Source organism: Nocardia macrotermitis (assembly GCF_009604405.1).
In the GTDB taxonomy this organism is placed as follows: Bacteria; Actinomycetota; Actinomycetes; order Mycobacteriales; family Mycobacteriaceae; genus Nocardia; species Nocardia macrotermitis.
Window position 1 is genome coordinate 296569 of sequence record NZ_WEGK01000003.1, and the last position, 23319, is coordinate 319887.

Annotated in this window: 21 protein-coding genes and 1 pseudogene; 14 read left to right on the forward strand and 8 right to left on the reverse strand. The window is 68.1% G+C overall.

The window, feature by feature from the left end:
• Positions 1-11: 11 nt before the first annotated feature.
• The 4 genes from NRB20_RS08550 (at position 12) to NRB20_RS08565 (ending at position 3341) form a co-directional block, all read left to right on the forward strand.
• Entirely contained in the window at positions 12-785 is a 774-nt protein-coding gene (locus NRB20_RS08550) for a sulfotransferase family protein (RefSeq protein ID WP_194289766.1), read from the forward strand.
• 53 nt (positions 786-838) lie between these two features.
• Positions 839-1954 carry an alcohol dehydrogenase catalytic domain-containing protein gene (locus NRB20_RS08555; protein WP_153409253.1) on the forward strand — a complete coding sequence of 372 codons (1116 nt, stop codon included), beginning with the start codon at positions 839-841 and terminating at the stop codon, positions 1952-1954.
• 108 nt (positions 1955-2062) lie between these two features.
• Positions 2063-2818, forward strand: coding sequence for a 4-hydroxy-tetrahydrodipicolinate reductase (gene dapB, locus NRB20_RS08560; RefSeq protein WP_319944633.1), 756 nt, complete (start codon positions 2063-2065; stop codon positions 2816-2818).
• Between the two features lie 34 nt (positions 2819-2852).
• Positions 2853-3341 (forward strand): hypothetical protein, encoded by a 489-nt coding sequence (locus tag NRB20_RS08565; RefSeq protein WP_319944634.1) that lies wholly within the window; start codon positions 2853-2855, stop codon positions 3339-3341.
• Positions 3342-3840: 499 nt separating this feature from the next.
• Here NRB20_RS08565 and alc read toward each other — a convergent pair whose 3' ends face one another.
• The 3 genes from alc to NRB20_RS08580 form a co-directional block, all read right to left on the reverse strand.
• The gene (gene alc, locus NRB20_RS08570) at positions 3841-4851 is read right to left on the reverse strand and encodes an allantoicase (RefSeq protein WP_319944635.1); all 1011 of its coding nucleotides are present in this window, start codon (positions 4849-4851) and stop codon (positions 3841-3843) included.
• Positions 4848-6053 carry a DUF6986 family protein gene (locus tag NRB20_RS08575; protein ID WP_153409257.1) on the reverse strand — a complete coding sequence of 402 codons (1206 nt, stop codon included), beginning with the start codon at positions 6051-6053 and terminating at the stop codon, positions 4848-4850. The genes alc and NRB20_RS08575 overlap by 4 nt, the downstream gene beginning before the upstream one ends.
• A gap of 400 nt (positions 6054-6453) precedes the next feature.
• The gene (locus NRB20_RS08580; RefSeq protein WP_153409259.1) at positions 6454-6936 is read right to left on the reverse strand and encodes a MarR family winged helix-turn-helix transcriptional regulator; all 483 of its coding nucleotides are present in this window, start codon (positions 6934-6936) and stop codon (positions 6454-6456) included.
• 140 nt (positions 6937-7076) lie between these two features.
• On the opposite strand from NRB20_RS08580, the pseudogene NRB20_RS37960 reads away from it, so the two are divergent.
• A pseudogene (locus tag NRB20_RS37960) lies at positions 7077-8480 on the forward strand (MFS transporter); the annotation flags it as partial.
• A 93-nt stretch (positions 8481-8573) separates the two neighbouring features.
• Positions 8574-9434, forward strand: coding sequence for an MSCRAMM family protein (locus NRB20_RS37965; RefSeq protein ID WP_319944706.1), 861 nt, complete (start codon positions 8574-8576; stop codon positions 9432-9434).
• Positions 9435-9490: 56 nt separating this feature from the next.
• On the opposite strand, the gene NRB20_RS08590 is transcribed toward NRB20_RS37965, so the two are convergent.
• The 3 genes from NRB20_RS08590 to NRB20_RS08600 all read right to left on the reverse strand — a co-directional run bounded on the left by NRB20_RS08590 (position 9491) and on the right by NRB20_RS08600 (position 12588).
• The gene (locus NRB20_RS08590; protein WP_153409263.1) at positions 9491-11125 is read right to left on the reverse strand and encodes an MFS transporter; all 1635 of its coding nucleotides are present in this window, start codon (positions 11123-11125) and stop codon (positions 9491-9493) included.
• Between the two features lie 198 nt (positions 11126-11323).
• A complete protein-coding gene (gene pcaC, locus NRB20_RS08595) occupies positions 11324-11719 on the reverse strand; it encodes a 4-carboxymuconolactone decarboxylase (RefSeq protein WP_153409266.1) in 396 nt (131 codons plus the stop codon).
• Between the two features lie 38 nt (positions 11720-11757).
• On the reverse strand, positions 11758-12588 hold the full coding sequence (locus NRB20_RS08600) for an SDR family oxidoreductase (protein WP_153409268.1): 831 nt from the start codon (positions 12586-12588) through the stop codon (positions 11758-11760).
• An 89-nt stretch (positions 12589-12677) separates the two neighbouring features.
• Between NRB20_RS08600 and NRB20_RS08605 the strand changes: the two genes are divergently transcribed.
• The 4 genes from NRB20_RS08605 (at position 12678) to NRB20_RS08620 (ending at position 16824) form a co-directional block, all read left to right on the forward strand.
• Positions 12678-14255 carry a methylmalonyl-CoA mutase family protein gene (locus tag NRB20_RS08605; RefSeq protein WP_153409270.1) on the forward strand — a complete coding sequence of 526 codons (1578 nt, stop codon included), beginning with the start codon at positions 12678-12680 and terminating at the stop codon, positions 14253-14255.
• On the forward strand, positions 14255-14656 hold the full coding sequence (locus NRB20_RS08610; RefSeq protein WP_153409272.1) for a cobalamin B12-binding domain-containing protein: 402 nt from the start codon (positions 14255-14257) through the stop codon (positions 14654-14656). Before NRB20_RS08605 ends, NRB20_RS08610 begins: the two co-directional genes overlap by 1 nt.
• Positions 14657-14707: 51 nt before the next feature.
• Positions 14708-15664, forward strand: coding sequence for an LLM class F420-dependent oxidoreductase (locus tag NRB20_RS08615; RefSeq protein WP_319944636.1), 957 nt, complete (start codon positions 14708-14710; stop codon positions 15662-15664).
• Between the two features lie 95 nt (positions 15665-15759).
• The gene (locus NRB20_RS08620; protein WP_319944637.1) at positions 15760-16824 is read left to right on the forward strand and encodes a CaiB/BaiF CoA transferase family protein; all 1065 of its coding nucleotides are present in this window, start codon (positions 15760-15762) and stop codon (positions 16822-16824) included.
• Between the two features lie 197 nt (positions 16825-17021).
• On the opposite strand, the gene NRB20_RS08625 is transcribed toward NRB20_RS08620, so the two are convergent.
• A complete protein-coding gene (locus tag NRB20_RS08625) occupies positions 17022-18074 on the reverse strand; it encodes a ferredoxin--NADP reductase (protein WP_153409274.1) in 1053 nt (350 codons plus the stop codon).
• A 140-nt stretch (positions 18075-18214) separates the two neighbouring features.
• On the opposite strand from NRB20_RS08625, the gene NRB20_RS08630 reads away from it, so the two are divergent.
• The 4 genes from NRB20_RS08630 (at position 18215) to NRB20_RS08645 (ending at position 22505) form a co-directional block, all read left to right on the forward strand.
• Positions 18215-19660, forward strand: coding sequence for a class I adenylate-forming enzyme family protein (locus NRB20_RS08630; protein WP_319944638.1), 1446 nt, complete (start codon positions 18215-18217; stop codon positions 19658-19660).
• A complete protein-coding gene (locus NRB20_RS08635; protein WP_153409278.1) occupies positions 19638-20543 on the forward strand; it encodes an acyl-CoA dehydrogenase family protein in 906 nt (301 codons plus the stop codon). The genes NRB20_RS08630 and NRB20_RS08635 overlap by 23 nt, the downstream gene beginning before the upstream one ends.
• 104 nt (positions 20544-20647) lie before the next feature.
• A complete protein-coding gene (locus tag NRB20_RS08640) occupies positions 20648-21736 on the forward strand; it encodes an acyl-CoA dehydrogenase family protein (protein WP_319944639.1) in 1089 nt (362 codons plus the stop codon).
• A gap of 1 nt (position 21737) precedes the next feature.
• Entirely contained in the window at positions 21738-22505 is a 768-nt protein-coding gene (locus NRB20_RS08645) for an enoyl-CoA hydratase/isomerase family protein (protein WP_153409282.1), read from the forward strand.
• A gap of 6 nt (positions 22506-22511) precedes the next feature.
• Here the strand turns inward: NRB20_RS08645 and NRB20_RS08650 are convergent, their stop codons facing one another.
• Complete coding sequence (locus NRB20_RS08650; protein WP_153409284.1) at positions 22512-23309, reverse strand: siderophore-interacting protein; 798 nt, start codon at positions 23307-23309, stop codon at positions 22512-22514.
• Positions 23310-23319: the final 10 nt, after the last annotated feature.

Sequence of the window (23319 nt, forward strand, 5' to 3'; positions counted from 1 at the left end):
ACATCGCCGACGTGTCTACTCCGCTATTGATATTCGGCGCTGGTCAGCGCTGTGGCAGCACGCTGGTGCAGCGCCTGATCACCTCCCACCCCGAGGCGTTCATCTGGGGCGAGCAACACGGGCAGTTCGGAGCGGTCGTCGACGCGTTCGAGGGTCTGGTCGGTCACAACGAGTCGTACGGCGGGGCCGGCCGCACGGAATTCGAGTTGCACGGATATCAGGGATTCCTGGCGAACCTCATGCCGGAAACGGAGCATATGCGGGAGGCGTTCGCCGAGTTCTGCACGCGGCTGTTCCAGGTGCCGGATGTGCGGGTGTGGGGGTTCAAGGAGGTCCGCTTCGATCTGGCGTTCGCCACGCGGTTGCAGCGGTATCTGCCGGGGCTGCGGGTGATCTTCATCGTGCGGGATCCGCGCGATGTGCTGTCCAGCCTGGACGAGTGGGAGAGTCGCGGGTGGTGGACCCGCGCGGATACCGAGATGTCGTTCCGGAACTGGACGCGGATCGCGCACTCGTTCCTGGAGACCGGTTCGGTGCCGGTGCTGTCGGTGCGTTACGAGGACTTCATCGCCGATCGGGAGGACTCGGCCCGCAGGGTCGCCGAATTCGCCGACCTCGATCCCGACGGATTCGATATGGCGGTGTTCGATCGCAAGGTGCACAACCTCGGCCTGTGGGAGGAGCGCACGCTGCGGACCTGGGAGGAAATGTCCATCGACCTGCGGTATCTGCTGTTCGACGAGGGTTTGCGGGCTACCGCGAAGGCATACGACTACCACCTGTAGGTCCTGGCGCGATCGCGGCCGACGCCGGGCCGGGAGGCGGTAGCGTGCGGATCATGAAGATTCGTGGTGCAGTCCTGGAACGCATCGGCGCGCCCGCGCCGTACGCCGAATCGACCCCGCTCGTGGTCGGTGAACTGGACCTGGGCGAGCCCGGTCCCGGTGAGTTGCTGGTGCGGATCGAGGCGGCCGGGCTGTGCCATTCGGATCTGTCCGTGGTGGACGGGAACCGGGTGCGGCCGGTGCCGATGCTGCTCGGGCACGAGGCGGCCGGGCGGGTCGAGGCGATCGGTCCGGGGGACAGCGATCTGCGGATCGGGCAGCGCGTGGTGATGACGTTCCTGCCGCGCTGCGGGGAATGCGAGGGCTGCGCGACCAACGGCCGCACCCCGTGCGTGCCCGGCAGCGTCGCGAACAATGCCGGTGAGTTGCTGGGTGGCGGGCGACGGCTGCGGCGGGACGGCGAGACGATCCAGCATCATCTGGGCGTGTCCGGATTCGCCACGCACGCGGTGGTGGATCGGCGTTCGGTGGTGCCGGTGGACGACGACGTGCCGCCGGAGGTCGCCGCGGTGCTGGGCTGCGCGGTGCTGACCGGCGGTGGGGCACTGTTGAATTCGGCGAAACCGGGGCCGGGCGAGCGGATCATGGTGGTCGGGCTCGGCGGGGTCGGGATGGCCGCGGTGCTGGTGGCGGCCTCGGTGCGCGCGGAATTCGGCAACGAGGTGATCGCGGTCGACACGCTGCCCGAGAAGCTCGCGCTGGCAACGGAACTCGGCGCCGATCGGGTGTACACCCCGGAGCAGCTGACCGCGGCGGGGATCGTCGCGGAGATCGTGGTGGAGGCCGCGGGGAACGTGCGGGCCTTCGAGACCGCGGTCGCCGCGACCGCGCCCGGCGGCACCACGGTGACCGTCGGGCTGCCGAATCCGCAAGCGCGGGCGAGCATCTCACCGCTGGGACTGGTCGCGCAGGGACGTTCGATCGTGGGCAGCTACCTCGGATCGGCGGTGCCCGCCCGGGACATTCCGACCTATGTGCGGATGTGGCGGGAGGGCCGGTTGCCGGTCGAGCGGCTGGTCTCCTCGCGATTGCGGCTCGAACAGATCAATCACGGCATGGACGAACTCGCGGCCGGACACGGGCTGCGGCAGGTCGTCGTCTTCGACTGAAACGCCCCGCGTGCCGCGGGTCACTCGCGGTGTGGGTGCGTCGGTTCGGTGTCGGTGCAGCGCAGTAGGCTCGGCGCAGGTTGTCGACCGGCATGTGAGGAGTCAAGGGTGAGCTCGAACCGGATCCGGGTGGGTGTGCTCGGCGCGCGGGGCAAGGTCGGACAGGCGATCTGCGCGGCGGTCGAGGCGGCAGGCGATCTGGAGCTGGTCGCCGGGTTGGACAAGGGGGACGCGCTCGACGGATTCGCCGACGCGGGTGCGCAGGTGGTCGTCGATTTCACCCATCCCGATGTGGTGATGCCGAATCTGCGGTGGCTGGTCGAGCACGGGATCCACGCGGTGGTCGGCACGACCGGGTTCGACGAGTCGCGGCTCGCGCAGGTGCGCGCGTGGCTCGCGGGCAAACCCGAGGTCGGGGTGCTGATCGCGCCGAATTTCGCGATCGGTGCGGTGTTGTCGATGCGGTTCGCCGAACAGGCCGCGCGCTGGTTCGATTCGGTCGAGGTCATCGAACTGCATCATCCGAACAAGGCCGACGCGCCCTCGGGCACCGCGTACCGCACGGCGGGCATCATCGCCGAGGCGCGCAAGAACGCCGGTGTCGGTGCGAGCCCCGACGCGACCAGCACCGAACTCGAGGGTGCGCGCGGCGCGAGCGTCGACGGGGTGCGGGTGCACTCGGTGCGGCTGGCCGGGCTCGTCGCGCATCAGGAAGTGCTGTTCGGCACCCAGGGCGAGACGCTCACCATCCGCCACGATTCGATCGATCGGACCTCGTTCGCGCCGGGTGTGCTGCTGGGCGTGCGGCAGATCGGCGCGCGGCCGGGCCTGACCGTCGGCCTCGACCCGCTGCTGGATCTGTGAGCGGGCGTGCGTGCGAATGCGTTCGGAGTCGGCCGTGAGTGAGAGCAACGACAACGGGCGGCTGGTGCGGACCCTCGGAACCATCGTGTTCCTGGTGGTCGCGCTGGTGCTGTACTTCCTGCTGCTGGGCCGGATCGCGGTGGCGCTCATCGCCTCCGGGAAGGTCGCCGGTATCGCGATGGGTGTCGGGGTGTTCATCCTCGGTCTCATCGGCATCTGGGTGGTGGTCACGAGTATCCGTGCGGCACTGGCCCATCAACATCTGGCCAAGCGCATCCACGAGGAGGGCCGTGAGCTGGACGTCTCGGATCTGCCGCGTCGCCCGTCCGGCCGAATCGAAAAGGCCGCCGCTGACGCGCTTTTCGAGCAGGTGAAGTCGGAATGGGAAGCCGCGCCGGATGATTGGCGCAACAACTACCGTGCCGCCCGCGCCTACGACTACGCCGGGGACCGCACCCGGGCGCGTGAGGTCATGCGTCGCGCGGTCGCACTCGAGCGCGCCGAGCGGGATCGCGAGAAGTAGACCGCCGCACCGGGATTCGATCGCGCGGAATCCGATCGCACGGGAATCCGATCGCACGGGGATTCGGGCGTACGGGGATTCGGGCGTACGGGGACTCGATCGCACGGTGATCCGGACGCACGGGGATTCGGGCGTACGGGGACTCGATCGCGCGGGGACTCGATCGCACGGTGATCCGGACGCACGGGGATTCGGGCGTACGGGGACTCGATCGCGCGGGGACTCGATCGCACGGTGATCCGGACGCACGGGAATCCGGACGCGCGGGGATTCGATCGCACCGGGATCCGGGCGCGCGGGGATCCGGGCGCGCGGGGATCCGGGCGCGCGGGGATCCGTCAGCCGGGCGGGGACCGATCGGTTCGTCGGCGGTCGCGGGTACGCGCTCGGATGGTCGGCCCGGTGTCGGGCGGCGTGAGAGATCTGCGCTGCAGGACGAATTACGTTGTGTTGTTACATAATTCGAACCGAGCGGCGTCGGATCGGGCTGGAACGTGTGTTACGAGACGTCGTTGTCGGGTTCGGTCAAGGTGCCGTAGAGGCGCAGGCGGGCCAGGCCGCCGTCGGGGTAGACGTCCAGGCGCACTTCGTCCAGCGGATCGGTGCTGGTCAGGGCGAAGCGGTGGCGGGTGTCGGGGAGTAGGTCGGTGCGGGGGAGCAGGTCGATCTCGGTGCCGTCGGGGCGGAAGCCGGTGAGTGAGGCCGCGCCGGGGCTGTTCCAGAGGAAGTAGGACGTGTCGATCTCGGCGGCGGTCAGCACGCCGGTTCCGGCGAGGCGGACCAGTACCCAGTCGTTGCCGGGGGTGCGGCGGCGGGCGGTTTCCCAGCCGTCGCCCATGACGCGGGCGCGGCCGGGCATGAGGATGTTCTGCGGATGGGAGTAGAAGCGGTTCGAACAGTCCGCGATCCGGCCGCCGTTCTCCACCGCCGCCAGATCGAACGGGCCCGCGCGCAGCCATTGCGGATCAGGTTTCGTCTCGCCGTGCACGCGCAGCCGGGCCACGCCGCCGTCCGGGTGGATGTGCAGGCGCACGTGGGTGAATCGTTCCTCGGAATCGACCTCGAACGCGTTGGGCGTGCCGCCGCCGACCGTGCTGCGGGCCACCAGCGTGGTCCAGCCGTCGAGCGCGGCCACCTCCTCGGCGGTCGGATAACCCTGCACCGCAATGGCTTCCACCGAAACCTCGGGCGGATAGTTGCCGGTGAACCACGCGGTGTCCACGATCACGCCGCGGATCACGCCCGGCACGCCCAGGCGCACGATGGCGGTGTCGCGATCGTCGGGGCCGGGGGCGTCACCGTGCGAGCGGCGGCGGCGGCGCGTCTCCCAGCCGTCGTACACCTGGCCCTTGTGCCCGAAGGTGGCGGCCTGATGGGTCGCGGCCGCGGGCAGGATCAGGTTCTCCTTCTCCGCGAACGCCTCGTCGCTCGCCCAGATCACCGCACCGCCCAGGGTGCGCACCGCCAGATCGGGCAGCAGGGTGAATTCGGTCGACTCCGTGGGTTTCACAGTTCGGGCACCTTCCGCTCGCGCAATTGGGTGAGGACCTCGACCGATGCGTCGGGGGCCAGTGCGGTGACGTCTTCGGGGTCGAATGCACCGCAGTCCAGGCCGCGCAGCACCACCGTGGCCAGGGCCTGCGCGGTGGCCGGCTCGTCGACCACGGCCCCGCCCCGGCGTCGCAGATAGTCGTCGATGCGGGGAGCCGCGGCGCGCAGCGCGTTGCGGAAGAAGGTGAAGGTGGCGGCCCAGCGGGTGATCAGGTGGCCCGGATGCATATCCCAGCCCTGGTAGTAGCCGCGCTCGAGGGCCCGGGTGACCAGGCGGAAGTGCCGTTCGAGCGCGGCGGGAGCGGTATCGCCGACCGGCAGCACCTGCGTCGAGCCGTCGCACACCCACACCCCGGTTTGCGCGGCCGCGACCTGCATGATCGTCTTGGCGTGATCGGCGACCGGATGCTCCAGCGACTGGAACTGCGGTGCGATACCGCAGGCCGCGCTGTAATCGTAAGTGCCGTAGTGCAATCCGGTGCAGCGTCCGCCCGAGCGCTGGATCGCGCGGGCGACCACCGCGGAACCGTCGGCCGCGATCACCGCCTGTGGGCTCTCGATCTGCAATTCGAAACGCAGTGTGCCCGAGGCGATCCCGTGCACACTCTCCAGCAGCTCGCACACCTGCACGGCGACCTTCACCTGTTCGACGGCGCGCAGCTTCGGCACGGTGAACACGAAACCCTCGGGGACGCCCCCGGCCCCGTCCAGGACCAGTTCCAGCGTGCGGATCGCCCGGTCGTATTCGCCGACGGTCAGCCCCTTGACCCGCACCCCGCGCGAGAACACCGCCGGGGGCAGCGCGGCGAGCACGCGTCCCGCCCATCTCGCGTCGTTGTCCTCCACCGCATCGCCCCGGATGCCGTAGCCGTCCTCGAAATCCAGTCGCAGATCCTGAATGGGCCGTTGCCGCAACATGTTCCGGGTCCGCGCGAGTACGCCCGGACCGACCAGCTCGAGCAGTTGTTCGGCATGCTGATCGGACAGCCGCAGTGCGGTGGCGCCCCATTCGCCCGGCAGGTCCACCGCGGCATGCGCGCCGTTCACGTACACGGTGTGCACGGGCTGCCCCGGCCGATCGCCGGGATATTGCCGCCGCAGCACCGTGTCGACCGCGCGCAGCTGCTCGCCGATGTTGTGCAGGTCGATGCGCGGCGTCATGACCGAGCCCCCTCGACGTCGACGGCGATCGTGCGCCGGACCGATCGAATCCGTCGGTCACTCTCGGGTGGGCAGCGATGCTCCTGCCGATCCGTTGCTGTCGCGGCGGCCGGAATGCGGCTGCCGCGCACGGATGATCCGAGACACCGGAGTCGTGCTTTCCGGCGCACCCCGCGCATCCGGTGCGCCGAAAGCCCGTGTGCCGCAAGCGGAGACGCGGTTGTGGCAGCACCGAATGCGGGCATCGCCGTTGGCGCGCTGCGAACTTCGGCCAATCTCACACCTCCGATCGTTCGGTCCCCCGTATGGGGCGGTTGACGGTGGTGACGGTATCGAGTCCATATTGCGTGGTTGTTGCCCGAAGCGTATACGTTCCGGTCCGCGCGGTCCGGGACGGGAATCAGCGGGGGTTCGCCGGGGTGGTTTCGCGGGTGTCGGGGCGGGGCCAGCCGCGCCCGTCGAGACGTTCGATACCGAGGTTGAAGCGGCGCAGGTAGGCGGCGAAGGCGGTGATATCCGCCGCGGACCAGTCGGCCATGATGCGGTTCATACCGTCGAGGTGGACCGCGCGGGCGGCGTGCAGCAGGCGGCGCCCGGTCTCGGTGAGCTGGAACTTGCGCGCGATACCGCCGTCGGGATCGGGGATCCGCTCGACGAGCCGGTCCCGCAGCATCGCGCGGGTCTGGCGGTTCAGGGTCGAGGCGTCCAGGCGCAGCGCGTCGCCGAACTGCCGGATGGATTGCGGCCCGGCCACTTCGATGCGGCTCAGCAGCAGGTAGGCGCTGCGCTCGAGCAGGCCGTTACCGCTGCGGAAGCGCGGATCGAGAGTGTACTTCGTGAGCAGCATGCTCTCGAATTCGACCATTTCCACCGGCCCGTTCATGCTGAACTCCCTTCCGCCGTCCTCGCCGTGGGGCTGTCGACGAGACGGACGCCACATCCTTGTGCACTCAGCAATTGTTGTGCATAACGCACATGCTATGCATACTACATATTAACGGCGTGACTCGTAAGGAGATAGACGTGGCCGAAACAAAACCTGCCGCCCGCTCCGGCGGCATCCTGGCGGTGCTGGCGATCGCCGGTATCGTCGCGTCACTGACGCAGACATTGGTGATTCCGCTGCTGGGACAGATGCCGCAGCTGCTGCACACCTCGACGACGAACGCGACCTGGGTGGTGACCGCGAGCCTGCTGGTCGCGGCGGTCTGCACGCCGGTGGCCGGACGCCTCGGCGACATGTACGGAAAACGTCAGGTGCTGGTGGCCTCGACCATCCCGCTGATCGTGGGTTCGGTGGTGTGCGCGCTGTCCTCGTCGCTGTGGCCGATGATCATCGGCCGTGGCCTACAGGGCATGAGCGTGGGCATCATTCCGGTCGGCATCGCCGCCCTGCGTGATCTGCTGCCGCCCGAGAAGCTCGGTTCGGGTATCGCGCTGATCAGCTCGTCGCTGGGTATCGGTGGCGCGCTGGGGCTGCCGCTGGCCGCGGCGGTCGTGCAGTACAGCAACTGGCGGGTGCTGTTCTGGGGAGTCGCGGTGGCCGGGGTGATCGTCGCGGCGCTGATGTACTTCGTGTTGCCCGCGATCCCGGCGGCCGGCGCGGCCGGACGTTTCGACGTGCTCGGCGCGGTCGGACTCGGGGTCGGACTGGTGTGCCTGCTGCTCGCGGTGTCCAAGGGCGGTTCGTGGGGCTGGGGTAGTGCCAGCATCATCTGCCTGTTCGTCGGCGCGGTCGTGGTGCTGCTGGCGTGGGGCTGGTGGGAGTTGCGCAACAGCACACCGCTGGTGGATCTGCGCACCACCGCGCGTCCGCAGGTGCTGATGACCAACATCGCGTCGATCGGCATCGGTGTCGCGATGTACTCGCAGTCGCTGATCGTCCCGCAGTTGCTGCAACTGCCCAAGATCACCGGCTACGGCCTGGGCCAGTCGATGATGGCGATGGGCCTGTTCATGGCGCCCGGTGGGCTGATGATGATGCTGCTGTCGGTGCCCAGCGCCAAGCTGTCGGCGGCGCGCGGACCGAAGGTGACCCTGGCGCTCGGCGCGCTGATCATGGCCATCGGTTACGGCCTGTCGATGGTGCTGATGGGCAACCCGTGGACGCTGATGATCGTCACGATCATCATCAGCTCGGGTACCGGATTCGCCTACGGCGCGATGCCCGCGCTGATCATGGGCGGGGTGCCGGTGTCCGAATCCGCGGCGGCCAACAGCTTCAACACTCTGATGCGTTCGATCGGCACCTCGGTGTCCGCGGCCGTCATCGGTGTGGTGCTGGCGCAGCTGAGCGTCAACTTCGGCGGGCACAGCATTCCGACCGAGAACGGGTTCCGCACGGGTCTGCTGATCGGATGTGGTGTGTCGGTCGTGGCCGCGATCATCGCACTGCTGATCCCGGTGCGCCGTGCCGCTGCCGCCGCCGCGGAGGCCGCGGTCGCGCACACCGTCGACGAGGTCGATATCGTTGCCGCGGAAGTGGATTCGCTGCCGGTCGCGGGCGTCGTCTCGGCCGCGGTGCAGGTCGCTGCCGATCGTTACGCGGGTGAGCCGGTCGCCGAAACCGTCACCGGCCCTTCGATCTACGGCCGGGTGCGCGATGTGGGCGGGCCGGTCGTGGCCGGTGCCACGCTGACGCTGATCTCGACGTCGGGTAGCCAGCTCGGGCGGGCCGCCACCCGGCACGACGGCTACTTCGAATTCGCCGTGCCGGCCGCGGGTTCGTACGTGCTGATCGCCTCGGCGGAGGGCCGTCGCCCCGACGCCTCGACCATCACCGTGGGCCAGGTCCCGACGCTGAGCGAGGTGACCCTCGGCGGCATGGGCGCGCTGGCCGGAACCGTCACCCGGGAACCCGGCGACGATCCGGTGCCCGAGGCGCGCGTCGCGGCGCTGGACCCGCGCGGTGAGGTCGTGGCCTCGGCCGAGACGGACATCCTGGGCCGGTTCGGGCTGTCCGATCTGCCCGAGGGCGAGTTCATCGTCGCGGTGAGTGCCGACGGCTTCCATCCGACGGCTGTTCCGGTGCTGGTCAGCGGTGCGGGTATCACCGAGATCGCGGTCATGCTGCGGCCGGGTGCGCGGTTGAGCGGTGTGGTCCGGGTCCGCTCGGACGATCGGCCGCTGCACGACGCGCAGGTGACGCTGATGGATCCGGCCGGGCACGTGGTGGACACCATGACCACCGGTCCGGACGGCGGCTACACCTTCGGCAACCTGTCCGATGGTGACTACACCGTCGTGGTGAGCGGTTACGCGCCGGTCGTCATGCAGGTCAGCGTGCACGGTGACGCCGTGCAGGGTGTGGACGCGCACCTGGGTCACGACGGCCCGGCCGTCCCGGTGATCCCCGCGCTGGAGCAGACTCCGGTTCGCTGATCACGACCACGAACGAACCCCGGTGCCCGAAAAAGATTCGGGCACCGGGGTTTTCGCTATCCCTGGTTGGCGACCTCGGCACCGCCGGTGGCCGGGCTGCGGCCGTGCCGCATGACTATCGCGACGATCAGCGCGACGATCGTGGTGGCCAGCACCACCCAGAAACTCAGCGTGTACCCCCGGTCGGCGAAGACCTGCGGGATCGTCTGGACGGTCGAATGCCCCATCACATCGATGTGCGCCTTGACCGGATGGTTGTTCAGCAGCGCGGTGGTGACCGCCATGCAGACGGCCGAACCCATACTCATGGTCACCCCGAGCATGCCCGCGCTGATGCCCTGCTGTTCCTGCGGTACCGCGTCGATGATGAGGTTGGGCCCCGCGGCGTAGAAGAAGCCGAATCCGATGCCCGCCAACAGATACAGCACCAGATAGGTGATCCAGCTGTAGTGGAACACGACGAAGCCGATACCCGAGACGGTCAGGATGGAGAAGGCCAGGATCGCGGGGATGCGCGCGCCGAGCTTCCGGGCCATCGCGCCGGCGAACGGGCCGATGACCATGCCGAGCAGACCGGCCCAGATGCCCACGTGCAGTGCGTATCCCAGCATGCTGAAGCCGTTGCCGTAGGTGTATCCGGGATCGAAATTCACGTGCACGAGATTGGCCGGGAGGGTCATACCCGTCATCTGATGTGCTTGTGCCACAACGCCTTGCACGACATTCTCGCGTAGTCCGTCCTGGTTCGGAGTCTGCGTCATGTACCCCAGCGCCAGTGGTTGCACCGCGGTGATGCCGACGCCGAACGCGGTCATCAGCAGGGTGAGACTGACCTTCGGGTTGACCAGCAGTTTCATATCCATGATCGGCCGGGACACGTTGAACTCGACCACCACGAACAGCACCAGCATGAGCACGCCGCCGATGAGCCAGGCCAGCGCCGACGGTCGACCCCAGCCCCAGGTCTGGCCGTTGTCCAGGTAGAGCAGGGTGAACAGCGCGCCCGCGGACAGCAGGATCGCGCCGAACGGGTCGATGCGCTCGCGCACCCGCAGCTTCGTCTCGGGTACGATCCAGATCACCAGCGGCGTCAGCACCAGGGTGAACGCGGCCAGGAACCAGAACATCGCGCGCCAGTCGTAGTGGTCGACCAGGAAGCCGCCGATCAGCGGTGCGATGGCGCCGGAGAAGCCCAGTCCGGCCCCGATCATGCCGACGCCGAGCGGAATGTACTTGCGCGGGATGAGATCTCGGATCAGACCGTAGGCGACCACCTGGCTGGCGATGGAGAACGCCGCCAGCCCGCGGCCGATCAGGAAGATGGTCCAGCTGCTGGTCAGCGCGCAGATGACGCAGCCGACGAAGAAGCAGACGCCGGTGGCCAGGAACAGCTTCTTCTTACCCCAGGCGTCGCTGGCCTTGCCGATCAGCGGTGTCGCGGCCGCACCCACCAGCCCCAGGATGATGACCGCCCAGTTGATGTTGCCGCCGACGTTCGTGAACGTCTTGGTCATCTTCTGTAGCGCTGCCGAGACCATCGTGTATTGCAGCGGGACGACCTCGGTGTACAGGACGATGACGACCAGGATGGTGAAGATCCGCAGTCGTGAGGCCCCGTCCAGGCGGCCGGTGTCGATCTCGGCAGGACTGTCGAGGTTGTCCGGCGGAGGACTGGTTTCGGTGGTGGACATGGAGAGCTCCTGAAGCAGGGCGATATGAAAGCGAGCTCGCGAATGTGATCGAGGTCTCGCTAGGCATTTATGGTAAGCAGATTCTCCAAATAAACAAGTATCATTTACAAACTGGGATTATCACATTCTGTGATGGCTCGGAACGTGCGAACGCGAGGCATCCGTACTGGTGCCTCGCGTTCGGGGGTGCGGGGACGGCTATGGTCCGGCGTGCTCCGCGATGATCGGTCCGGCGATCCGGAACGCTTCGACCCCGGCCGGTACGCCCGCGTAGACGGTCGCGTGCAGCAACACCTCGCGGATCTCGTCGGGGGTGACGCCGTTGGTGAGGGCCGCGCGCACGTGGGTGGCGAATTCGGCCGACCGGTTCAGGGCGGTGAGCATGGACAGGGTGAGCATCGAGCGGGTGCGGCGGTCCAGGCCGTCCCTGGTCCAGACCGCGCCCCAGCAGTATTCGGTGACCAGATCCTGGAGTGGGCCGGAGAAATCGGTGGCCGAGGCCAGGGCGCGTTCGACGTACTCCGCGCCGACCACCTCCCGGCGGACCTGGAGTCCGGCTTCGTAGCGTTCGGCGGGAGTGTTGTCGATTGTCATGTGCACCAGCTCTTTTCGCGGTCCGTGGGATACCGAACTCAGTCCAGGAACAGGTCCGGCGTGGGATTCGGGCCGCCGCCGTAGCGGGAGAAGTCCTCGACGCCGGCGTACAGGGACAGGGCGTCGGCGTCGAGGAAGCAGTTGCCGGTGGTCTTGCGCGCCGGGCGGGTCAGGATCGCGGCCGCGGCGTCGGCCATGATCTCGGGGCTGCGCGCGGCGGCGAGCTGATTCTCGCCGTCCCGCAGGTTCGCCACCGCCGAGGTGGCGATGTACGTCTGCGGCCACAGGCAGTTGAAAGCTATTCCGGCATCGGCGAATTCGGCGGCCCAGCCCTGCGAGAGCAGCGTCATCCCGTATTTGGACAGCGTGTAGGAGGGGTGCGCGCCGAGCCAGCGCGGATTCATGTTGATCGGCGGGGCGATGGTCAGCACGTGCGGGTTGGCCGACTTGCGCAGGTGCGGCAGGCAGGCCTGGGTGAGCAGGAAGGTGCCGTGCAGATTGATGTCGGTCATCAGCGCGAACTTCTTGGGCGCGAGCTGTTCGGTGGGTTCGGTCGCGATGGCGCTGGCGTTGTTGATGCAGATGTCGACGCCGCCGAAGCGTTCCACCGCCGTGTTCACCACGCGTTCGACATCCTCCGCGCGACGCACGTCACCGACGACGGCCGCGGCCTTACCTCCGGCCGCCTCGATTTCGGCGGCGGCGGTGTGCACGGTGCCGGGCAGGCGCGGATGGGGTTCGGCGGTCTTGGCCAGCAGCGCCACATTGGCCCCCTGGCGGGCGGCGGCGAGGGCGATCGCCAGGCCGATGCCGCGGCTCGCGCCGGAGATCACCATCGTGCGGTCGGTCAGCGGTAGGTGGTCGGACATCGTGCTCCTCGGTCGCAACGGGTTCGTGATCAGGCATTCACACCTGATGGTATTGGCATTCTCTTTTTTGGCAAGTACCGTATTCACTGATGAACAACGAAGTGCAGACCTCGTCCAGGATCCCGCTCGACGCGGTGTACGGACCGCAGGATCGGCGAGCCGATCCGCCCGCGCCGGGCGAGTACCCCTTCACGCGCGGAAACTTCGCCTCCGGCTATCGGGGGCGGCTGTGGACCTTCCGGCAGTACTCCGGCTTCGGCACCGCCGAGGAGTCCAACCGGCGCTACCGGTATCTGCTCGAACAGGGCGGTACCGGGCTGTCGGTGGCGTTGGATCTGCCGACCCAATGTGGTTACGACTCCGACGATCCCGAGGTGAGCGAGGAGGTCGGGCGGGTCGGCGTCGCGGTGGACACCCTCGCCGACGCCGAGATCCTGTTCGACGGCATACCTTTGGACAAGATCTCCACCAGCTTCACCATCAACGGCACCGCCGCGATCCTGCTGGCGTTCTACGTCGCGGCCGCGGAGAAGAAGGGCGTGCCGCGCGAAAAGCTCACCGGCACGATCCAGAACGACATCCTCAAGGAGTACGCCTCGCGCGGCACCTGGATCTGGCCGCCCGAACCGTCGCTGCGGTTGATCGCCGACACCATCGAGTTCTGTGCCGCGCAGGTGCCGCGATTCAACGCGATCTCGGTGGCGGGCGCGCACTTTCGCGATGCGGGCGCCACGGCGGTGCAGGAGATGGCGTTCACGCTGGCCGATGGTGTGACCTACTGCGACACCGTCGTCGAACGCGGCCGGATGAGTATCGACCAGTTCGCGCCGCAGGTGTCCTTTTTCTTCTACACGCACGGCGATTTCTTCGAGGAGATCGCGAAATACCGTGCGGGACGGCGTCGTTGGGCCACGATCGTGCGCGAGCGATACGGCGCGACCAAGGACAAGGCGTCGATGTTCCGGTTCGGCTGTGTATCGGGCGGCGCCTCGCTGTACGCGCCGCAGGCGCAGAACAATCTGGTCCGAATCGCTTACGAGGCAATGGCTTCGGTGCTGGGCGGGGTGCAGTCGATGTTCACCGCGGCCTGGGACGAGCCGTTCGCGCTGCCCAGCGAGGAATCCGCGACGCTGGCGCTGCGCACCCAGCAGATCCTGGCCTACGAGACCGGCGTGACCCGGGTCGCGGATCCGCTCGGCGGCTCGTACTTCGTCGAGGCGCTGACCGACGAGACCGAGGCGCGCATCGTCGAGATCATGGCCGATCTGGATCAGCACGGCGGCATGGTGCGCTGCATCGAGGACGGTTATCTACAGGGCCTCATTGCCGACGAGGCATACAAAGCGCATCAGGAGATCGAATCGGGCGAGCGTCCGGTGGTCGGGGTGAACCGGTTCGTCTCCGACGAGCCCGCGCCCGATATCGGCACCTACGAACTCGATGCGCAGGGCCGCGAGGTGCAGTTGCAACGCCTGGCCAAGGTCAAGGCCGAAAGGGATTCCGCCGCAGTGGAATCCACGCTGGCCGCGCTGTCGCGCGCCGCCGAGGGAGACGAGAATCTGATGGACCGCCTGATCGACTGTGCCAACGCCTACTGCACGGTCGGGGAGATGACCGCCGCGCTGAAGTCGGTGTGGGGCGAATTCCAGCAGCCGGTGGTGTTCTGATGACCGCGCGGGTGCTGGTCGCCAAGCCCGGTCTGGACGGACATGATCGCGGCGCGAAGATCGTCGCGCGCACGCTGCGCGACGCGGGATTCGAGGTGATCTACACCGGGATCCGCCAGCGCGTGGAGGACATCGTGTCCATCGCGTTGCAGGAGGATGTGGCCGTGGTCGGGCTGAGCATCCTGTCCGGCGCGCATCTGGCGCTGACCAAACGAGTGGTGGACGCGCTGCGGGCCGCCGATGCCGGGGATATCGCCGTGGTCGTGGGCGGCACGATTCCGCAGGCCGACGTGTCGCGGCTGGAGGAGGCCGGGGCCGCGGCGGTGTTCCCGACCGGTACGGCGCTGGAGGTGCTGGTCACCGAGATCCGCAAACTGACCGGCACACCGGCCTCGTCCTGAACCCGCTGTCGCCCATCGCGCTGTGAAAGTGCTTGGAACTGGAGGAAATTCGTGCGTATCGGAGTGATGATCGGCCCGGAGAAGGGCGATGCCGCGCGCAAACTCGACCGGATGCTGGCCGATATCGAATGGGCCGAGTCGGCCGGGCTGGACACCGCCTGGATTCCGCAGATACCCACCGATTTCGACGCGCTGATCACCATCGCGCTGATGGGGCTGAAGACCTCGCGCATCGAATTGGGTACGGCCGTAGTGCCTTTGCAGGCGCAACACCCGATCGCCCTTGCCCGGCAGGCGCTTTCGACGCAAGCGGCGGCGAGCGGGCGGTTGGCGCTCGGGGTCGGCCCGTCGCATCACTGGATCGTGCGGGACATGCTGGGCCTGCCCTACGACAAGCCCGCCGCCTACACCCGCGACTACCTCGATGTGCTGAATCCCGCACTGCGCGGGCCGGGTTCGGTGGATGTCGAGAACGAGACGTTCACCGTGCACAACCCGCTGGACCTCGGTCCGGTCGCGCCGATTCCGGTGCTGGTGGCCGCGCTGGGACCGGTGATGTTGCGGATCGCGGGGGAGCGGGCCGACGGCACGGTGCTGTGGATGGCCGACGAACGCGCGATCGCGGACCACATCGCGCCCAAGATCACCAAAGCCGCCGCCGAGGCGGGACGTCCCGCGCCGCGCATCGTGGCCGGACTGCCGGTGTGCCTGTGCCGTCCGGACGAGGTGGATCAGGCCAAGGAGCGGGCCAACCGGATTCTCGCCGAGGCCGAGGTGTCGCCGAATTATCAACGGCTGCTGGATCAGGGCGACGCTCGCAATGTCGGCGATATGTGTATCGCCGGGGACGAGGCGGCGATCGCGGCGGGGCTGCGCAGGTACGCCGAGGCCGGGGCGACGGATGTGTCGGTGCGGCTGCTGCCGATCGGGGACACGCTCGACGAGTTGCGTGCCTCCAAGCGGCGCACCCGCGAGATGATCGCCGAGGTCGCCCGGGATTTGCGTTAGGTCCTTGCACGGCAAGGGAATTCGGAACGTCGGCGGGATCTCGCGGTGGCGGGGTTCGTGGAGAACGGGTGATGCGGATGCGAGCGGATGGACGAGTGTCGCCGGAGCCGGATACCGAGGCGACCGGTGGTGGTCCGCTGGCCGGAATCCGGATCCTGGAGGTCGGCACCATGCTGGCCGGGCCCTACGCGACCATGATGCTGGCCGATCTGGGGGCGGAGGTGACCAAGCTGGAACCCGCCTCGGGCGAGATCTCGCGGCAGGTCAGCGATACCTATTTCGCGAGTCTCAATCGCGGAAAGCGCAGTCTGGTCATCGATCTGACCTCGCCGGAGGGGCAGCAGCGGCTGGGGGAGCTGGTCGCGGAATCGCATGCGCTGCTGGTGAATCTGAAGCCCTCGGCGATTCGGCGGTTGGGGTTGACCTTCGAGGCGCTGCGTCGGTGGAACGAGCGGATCGTCTGCGTGGCCATCACCGGGTTCGGGTTGGACGGTGGGGATGATCCGGCGTTCGACTACGTCGTCCAGGCGTCGACCGGGATCGCGGCCATGACCGGGGATCCGGACGGGCCGCCGACGCTGCCGGGGTACTCCTCCGCGGACAATTCGACCGGTTTGACCGCCGCGTTGGGGCTGCTCGCGCAGATCGTGTCCGGGCGGGGCGGGCAGGTCGACGTCTCGCTCTACGACGTGATGCTCTCCCAGCTCAACTATCACGCCGCCGCTTACCTGGGGACCGGTGCCGAGCCTCGACGTCGTCCGTTCGGCGCGCATTCGTATTACGTTCCGGCGCAACTCTTCCCGACTGCCGAGGGGCATCTGGCGCTGTTCATCACGCACGACGGATTCTGGAAGACTTTTGCTGCCGAGGCCGGGGTCGGCGGTTTCGAGACGATGGCCGAACGTGCTTCCCGCCGTGAGGAAGTGCTCGACGCGGTCACCGCGGCCCTGGCCACCGATACCGCAGCGGGTTGGCAGAATCGACTGCGGCCCTTGGGGATTCCCGCAGCAGCGGTCCGCACGCTCCCCGAGGCGCTGGCCGCGACCCCGGAAGCGATCATCACCGCGGGCGATTTCCGGCTGATCCGCAATCCGATCAAGGTCGCCGGGTACGAGCACGTGTACGGCCCGCCCCCGGTGCTGGGCGAAGCCGGTCGCTGAAAGTCTTTGTCGTGCAGCTAATTGTGGGAGATTCCGGACGTGTGGCAGCCCGCTTCGGCGGGTGCGACGTGGCGGGTGCGGCGTGGTCCGGCCCGGAGGGTAGAGCAATCCGGCGGCGCGACGGGTGAGATTCCCGGCACGCGCGAGGCCCCGTGCGGCGGATCGGCTGGGATCCGCCGCACGGGGCCGGGCTCGTTCTACTCGTAGTCGACGGTGATGGAGTCGGTATCGGGGATCGCCTGGCAGGTCAGCACGTAGCCTTCGTCGAGTTCGTCGTCGGTGAGGGCGTTGTTCTGCCGCAGCGTCGCATGGCCTTTCAGGACCTTGGCCATGCAGGTGGCGCAGTTGCCGGACTCGCAGGAGAAGGGCGGGGTCAGGCCCGCGCGACGGGCGCTCTCCAGCAGGGTTTCGCCGTCCTTGCGCGGGACCGTCTTCTTCTTGCGGTTCAGGATGATCGTGACCGAACCCTCACCGGCGGGTTTTGCCGGGGCCGTGGGGGTTTCGGGTATCGAGGGCGTCACCGCGGGGGTTTCGGCCGTGGGTGTCTCGGGCAGTACCGGCACCGGCGCGCCGAATCGCTCGCTGAAGATCAGACCCGGTCCGGGCAGGGCCTTCTCGATCATCTCCATGAACGGTTCCGGGCCGCAGATGTAGCTGTCGGCCGCACCGTCGAACCCGACGAATTCGGCGATCGCCTCGGGGGTGAGGAATCCGCTCGCCGAATCCAGATGCCGGATTACGCTGAGCCGTCCGGGATACTTCGCGGCCAGTTCGGTCAGGGCGGTGTCGAAGATCACCGATTCCGGATCGCGGTCCGCGCACAGCAGCCGCACGCGACGTGCGGTGGTGGCCAGGGCGCTCTTGGTCAGCGACAGCACCGGGGTGATACCGCTGCCGCCGCTGAATCCGAGCAGCGGGACCTGCGTGTCGCGCAGACAGAATCGGCCCGCGGCCTGCGACATCTCCACTTCGTCGCCCTCGACCAGGTTGTCGTGCAGCCAGTTCGAGACCGCGCCGCCGGGTACGCGCTTGACCGTGGTCATCAGTTCGCCGTCGGTTTCGGGCGCGCTGGACATCGAGTACGAGCGGAACAGGGTTCGGCCGTCCACCTCCACCCGGAACGTGCAGAACTGCCCGGCGCGGTACGTGATCGGCCCTTCGTGCGGGGCCAGCACGAAGGTGCGCGCGTCCGCGCTCTCCTTGCTGATCCTGGTGACGGTCGCGCGCTGGAACATCGGTGGTCTCGCCATGAACTACCCTCCTCTGGTATTAAGATTCTAGTATAGAGAGAATTAGATTCTCATCAATGAGATTGGATGGCTGCGATGGTGGTGTGCACCACTCGGCGCACAGGTCTCCCTGTCGCGCCCTCGCGTGCCGAGGCGTCGTCGTGAGCGCGCCGGGTGTCGCGACGGCGCTGCGGGCCGATCCGGTCGCGTTGGTCTTCGAGGACCGGGAGTACTCGCGGGGTGAGTTGGATCGGCTCGCCGCGGGCCTGGCGGCCGAACTTGCCGAGCGCGGGGTGCGGGCGGGGGATCGCGTCGCGCTGATGTCCGGCAATCGGCCGGAGTTCGTGGTCGCGGTGCTGGGGTTGTGGCAGCTGGGCGCGACGGTGGTGTTGATCAGCCCGTCCTGGAAGCGGACCGAACTCGAGCACGCGCTCATGCTCACCGAACCCGTGCTGGGCGTGGGTGATTCGCCGCTGCTCGCGGAGATGTTGCCGATGCGGCATCTGGACGAGCCGATAACGCCGCGCACACCCGCTGCCGCACGTCCCGATCCGGCGTCCGACGCGGTACTCGTATTCAGTTCCGGCACAACGGGTCTGCCCAAGGCCGTGCGGCACACCCATGCCTCGATGGCCGCGGCGGTGCAGCACTGGATCAAGGTGCTCGAGCTGAATTCCTATGACCGCCTACAGATTCTCACCCCGCCCTCGCACATCCTGGGTCTGCTGAACATCGTCACCGTGCTTCAAGCCGGGGCGTGGATGCGACTGCATCGACGGTTCGATCTCGAACGCATGCTCAGCTGTATCGCGCAGGATCGGATCACCATCGAAATGGCCGTTGCGCCAATAGCTCTGGCGTTGGCCGCCCATCCCGAACTCGAGTCCTACGATCTGTCCTCGCTGCGGTACATCATGTGGGGTGCGACCCCGGTCGCGGCCGGTGTCGCCGAAACCGTCACCGCGCGAACGGGTGTGCCCTGGCTGCCCGCCTACGGTGCCAGTGAGCTGCCGGTCATCGCGTGCAGCCCGATCGGCGACGTGCGATTGGACAGCGTCGGCAAGGCCGCGCCCGGGGTGCGGCTGCGCGCGATCTCGCTGGAGACCCGAGAACCGTTGGGGCCCGGGGAGATCGGTGAGCTCCAGGCGCGGTCGGCGTCGCTCATGGCCGGATATCTTCCGGACGAGGCGACCGCGAGCGCCTTCGACGACGGCTGGTACCGCACCGGTGATGTCGGCAGTATCGACGCCGACGGCTGGATCCGGCTCACCGATCGATCCAAGGAGATGATCAAGGTGCGCGGCTTCCAGGTCGCGCCCGCCGAGATCGAGGCCGTGCTGCACGCGCATCCGGGAGTGGGCGACTGCGCGGTGTTCGGGGTGGCCGATCCGGGCGACGGCGAGGCGATCGTCGCGGCGGTCACCCGGGCCGCCGAGGTCGTCCCGGAGGTCACCGCCGACGAGCTCGCCGCGCTGGTCGCCGAGCGGCTGGCCGGATACAAGCGGTTGCGTCGCGTGGTCTTCGTATCCGAGATTCCCCGACTGCCGTCGGGCAAGGTGTTGCGCCGAATTCTCAAGGAGCAGTATGGACGTCAGATACACGAGTGAACAGCGGCAGCTGCGTGACGCCGCCGCGAAACTGGCCGACGATCTGGGACCGGGTTCGGTGCTGGGGCTGGACGACCGGGCTCGGCTGAACAGGTTGGAGAACACGGTCGCGCAGACCGGGTGGCGGGCGCTGCGGTCGGACGGGGCCTCCGGTGTCGAGGTCGCGATCGTCGCGGAGGAGTTCGCGCGCGGCCTGGTCGACGTGCCGTTCCTCGGGCCGGTGCTGGCCGACGACCTGCGTGGGCAGTCCGGGGACGCCGCCGTGCGCTGGACCGTCGCGGTGGGCAACCGCGCCATCGACGCCGTCGACGCCGATCGGGTGCTGATCGTGGACGGGCCGCGGCTGCTGGCCGCGGGGGTCGGCGAGGATTCGCCGAGCGCCGATCTGACCCGTCACGACGCGGCGATCAGCGGTGAACCCGAACCGCTCGGTGAACTCAGCGCCGAACAACTCGGCCACTGGCAGGCGTTGGCGCTCACCGCGACCAGCGCGGATCTGGTCGGATGTGCCCGGGGCGCACAGGCTCTCGCGGTCGACTACGCGAAAGTGCGTGAGCAGTACGGCAATACGATCGGCTCGTACCAGGCAGTCGCGCATCTGCTCGCCGAGAGTCAGGCGCTGATCGAGGGCTGCATCAGCGTGCTGCGGCATGCGGCCTGGGCGGTGGACGAACTCACTCCCACCGAAGCCATCCGAGCCGGGCAGATCGCCAAGATCTATTGCGCGCGATCGGCATTGACGGTGTGCGAGACGGCCATTCAGGTGCACGGCGGCATCGGCAACACCTGGGAATGCCTCGCGCACGTGTATCTGCGTCGCGTGATGACCTCGACGGAACTGTTCCCGGTGCGGTTGGAGGAGATCGACTGTGGGCTCACGTAATTCATTCGGCGCGGCGCAGGTAATCCACTCGACGAGGCGGAACTGTTCGCCGTGCTCTCGAAGGAGATCGGTTGTGAGCTTTGACGATTCGAAGGAGTGCGGTCGTGGACTTTCGTGATTCCCCCGAAGAGGCCGAATTCCGGGCGCGTCTGCGGGACTGGCTGGCCGAGATCGCCGGGCGCTTCCCGACCTCGGGCGATGAGTACTGGGCGCGGCAGGGCGAATGGCATCAGGCCCTGTACGCGGCGGGATTCTTCGGCGTGACCTGGCCCCGGGAGTTCGGCGGGCAGGAGTTGCCGCCGGTGTTCGACGTCATCCTGGACGAGGAACTCGCCATCGCCGGGGCCCCGCCGCGGCCGAGCCTGGGCTATCTGGTGCAGGGTCTGGGGCGGCACGGCAGCAAGGAATTGCAGCAGCGGTTCCTGCCCGGGATGATCAACGGCACCGAACGCTGGTGCCAGGGGTTCAGCGAACCGGGCGCGGGCTCGGATCTGGCCGCGCTGACCACCACCGCCACGCGCGAGGGTGATCACTACGTCATCCACGGGCACAAGATCTGGACCAGCTACTCCGATGTCGCGGACTGGTGTCTGCTGCTGGCCCGCACCGACTCGGATGTGCCTCGGCACAAAGGGATTTCGGCGTTCATCATCTCGATGCATCAGCCCGGCGTGGAGCAGCGGCCGTTGCAGATGATCAGCGGCGTCACCCGGGAGTTCGGGCAGGTGCGTTTCGACGGTGCGACCGTGCCCGCCGATCAACTCGTCGGCGAACCCGGTGACGGCTGGAAGATGGCCATGACCGTGGTCGGGCACGAGCGCGAACCCGCCACCCTCGGATTCGCCGCCCGATACGGAAAGCTGGTGCGCCAGTTGGCATCCCGCGTGGACGGGCCGACTCCGCCCGAACTCGCCTGGGCCGCGGTGCAGACCGAGATGCTGCGGCTGCACGTGCGCCGCCGCCTGTCCGAACAGCTCGACGGGGTCACCCACGGTCCGGACGGATCGCTGGACAAACTGCTCATGACCTGGGTCGATCAGTCGGTCGGACATGCCGCGCTGAGCGTGGGCGGCAGCCGCGATCCCGAACTACTCGGTTCCTACATGTACAGCCGGGCGCAGAGCGTCATGGGCGGGACCTCGCAGATTCAGAAGAACATCATCGCCGCACGCATCCTGGGATTGGGAGTTTGACATGTACGACATGCCCGCCGAAATCGACGTTCGCGCCGAGGGACCGGTCCGGATCATCACCCTCAACCGTCCCGACGCGCTCAACGCGGTCAACGATTCGCTGCACTCCGGGCTGGCCCGGCTGTGGCCGCAGCTCAGCGCCGACCCGACGGCACGGGTGGCGGTGCTGACCGGCGCCGGTCGCGCGTTCTCCGCGGGCGGGGATTTCGCGTACCTCGACGAGTTGAGCAACGACCGCGCGTTGCGGGCGAAGTCCATCGCCGACGGTCGCGACATCGTGCTGGGGATGGCGCGCTGCCGGATTCCGGTGATCGCCGCGGTGAACGGCCCGGCCGTCGGATTGGGTTGCAGCCTGGTCGCTTTGAGCGATCTGGTCTACATCGCCGAGACCGCGTACCTGGCCGATCCGCACGTGCAGGTCGGCCTGGTCGCCGCCGACGGTGGCCCGCTCACCTGGCCGCTGCACACCAGCATGCTGCTGGCCAAGGAATACGCCATCACCGGTGCGCGCATCCGCGCCGAACAGGCCCGGGAGATGGGTTTGGCCAACCACGTCGTCGCCGATCCGGTCGCCGAGGCCCTGGCCTGCGCCCAGCGCATCCTCGAACTACCGCAGCAGGCCGTGGAGGCCACCAAGCGCCTGTTCAACATGCAGCTCGAGCACACGGTGTTGCAAACGCTCGACTTCGCCCTCACCGCAGAGGATCTCACCTTCCAGAGCGAGGATTTCCGGGCGAATATCGCCAAGCTGACGGCCGCCAAGCGCTGAGCCGGGTCAGTCCATACCGCGTTTGCCCGGGGTCCAGAACGGCTTGGTGACGACCGAGCGTCGCGGCCAATGCCGTTCGCGGACAAGGTGTGTGGAGATCATCTGGATGGTCCGGGCCTCGCCGGCGAGGTAGGCGACGCCGGGTTCGGCGGGCAGGTCGATGGTGCGGATCGCGTCGAGCAGGGTTTGTGAGCGGGCCGCCGAGGCGGCGCCGCGCAGCGGGCGGGTGAGGGCCACGGCGCGGTGCAGGGGGAGGCGGTCCGCCTCGGTGGCGGACTCGATCGCGCCGTAGACCGGGACGTGGCCGGGGACCGCGCGCAGCATCGGGCCGAAGGCGGCCGCGGCGGTCTCCTCGCCCGCGAACAGGTGGTAGGGGGCGTCGGGGCGGAGGGTGAAGGTGCCCTCGGGGCCGCGGAAGCGTACGGCGAGACCGGGTTTCGCCTCGCGACCCCAGGTGGCTCCGGGGCCGTCGCCGTGGTCCATGACGCACAGGTGGATCTCGGCGGCGTCGGGATCGTAGTGCCACACCGAATAGGTGCGCAGCTCGCCGATGCGGCCCATGATGCCGTCGGCGTCAGGATCGCCGGTGGCGATCCGGATCTGTTGTCCGGGAAGCCAATCCAGGCCGCTCAGGGCCGGGCCGCCGATGCGGATGCGGCGCATGCGCGCGGCGATCTGTTCGGTCTCCAGGACCTGCCCCTCCAGGAAGAAGCGGTCGAGCAGGCGGGTCCGCAGGGTGCGGGGTGAGCCGGGCGGGGTCGCCTCGGCGATGGTCTGTTGCGCGGTGGTGTCGTTGTGCGCCATGGGAATACCT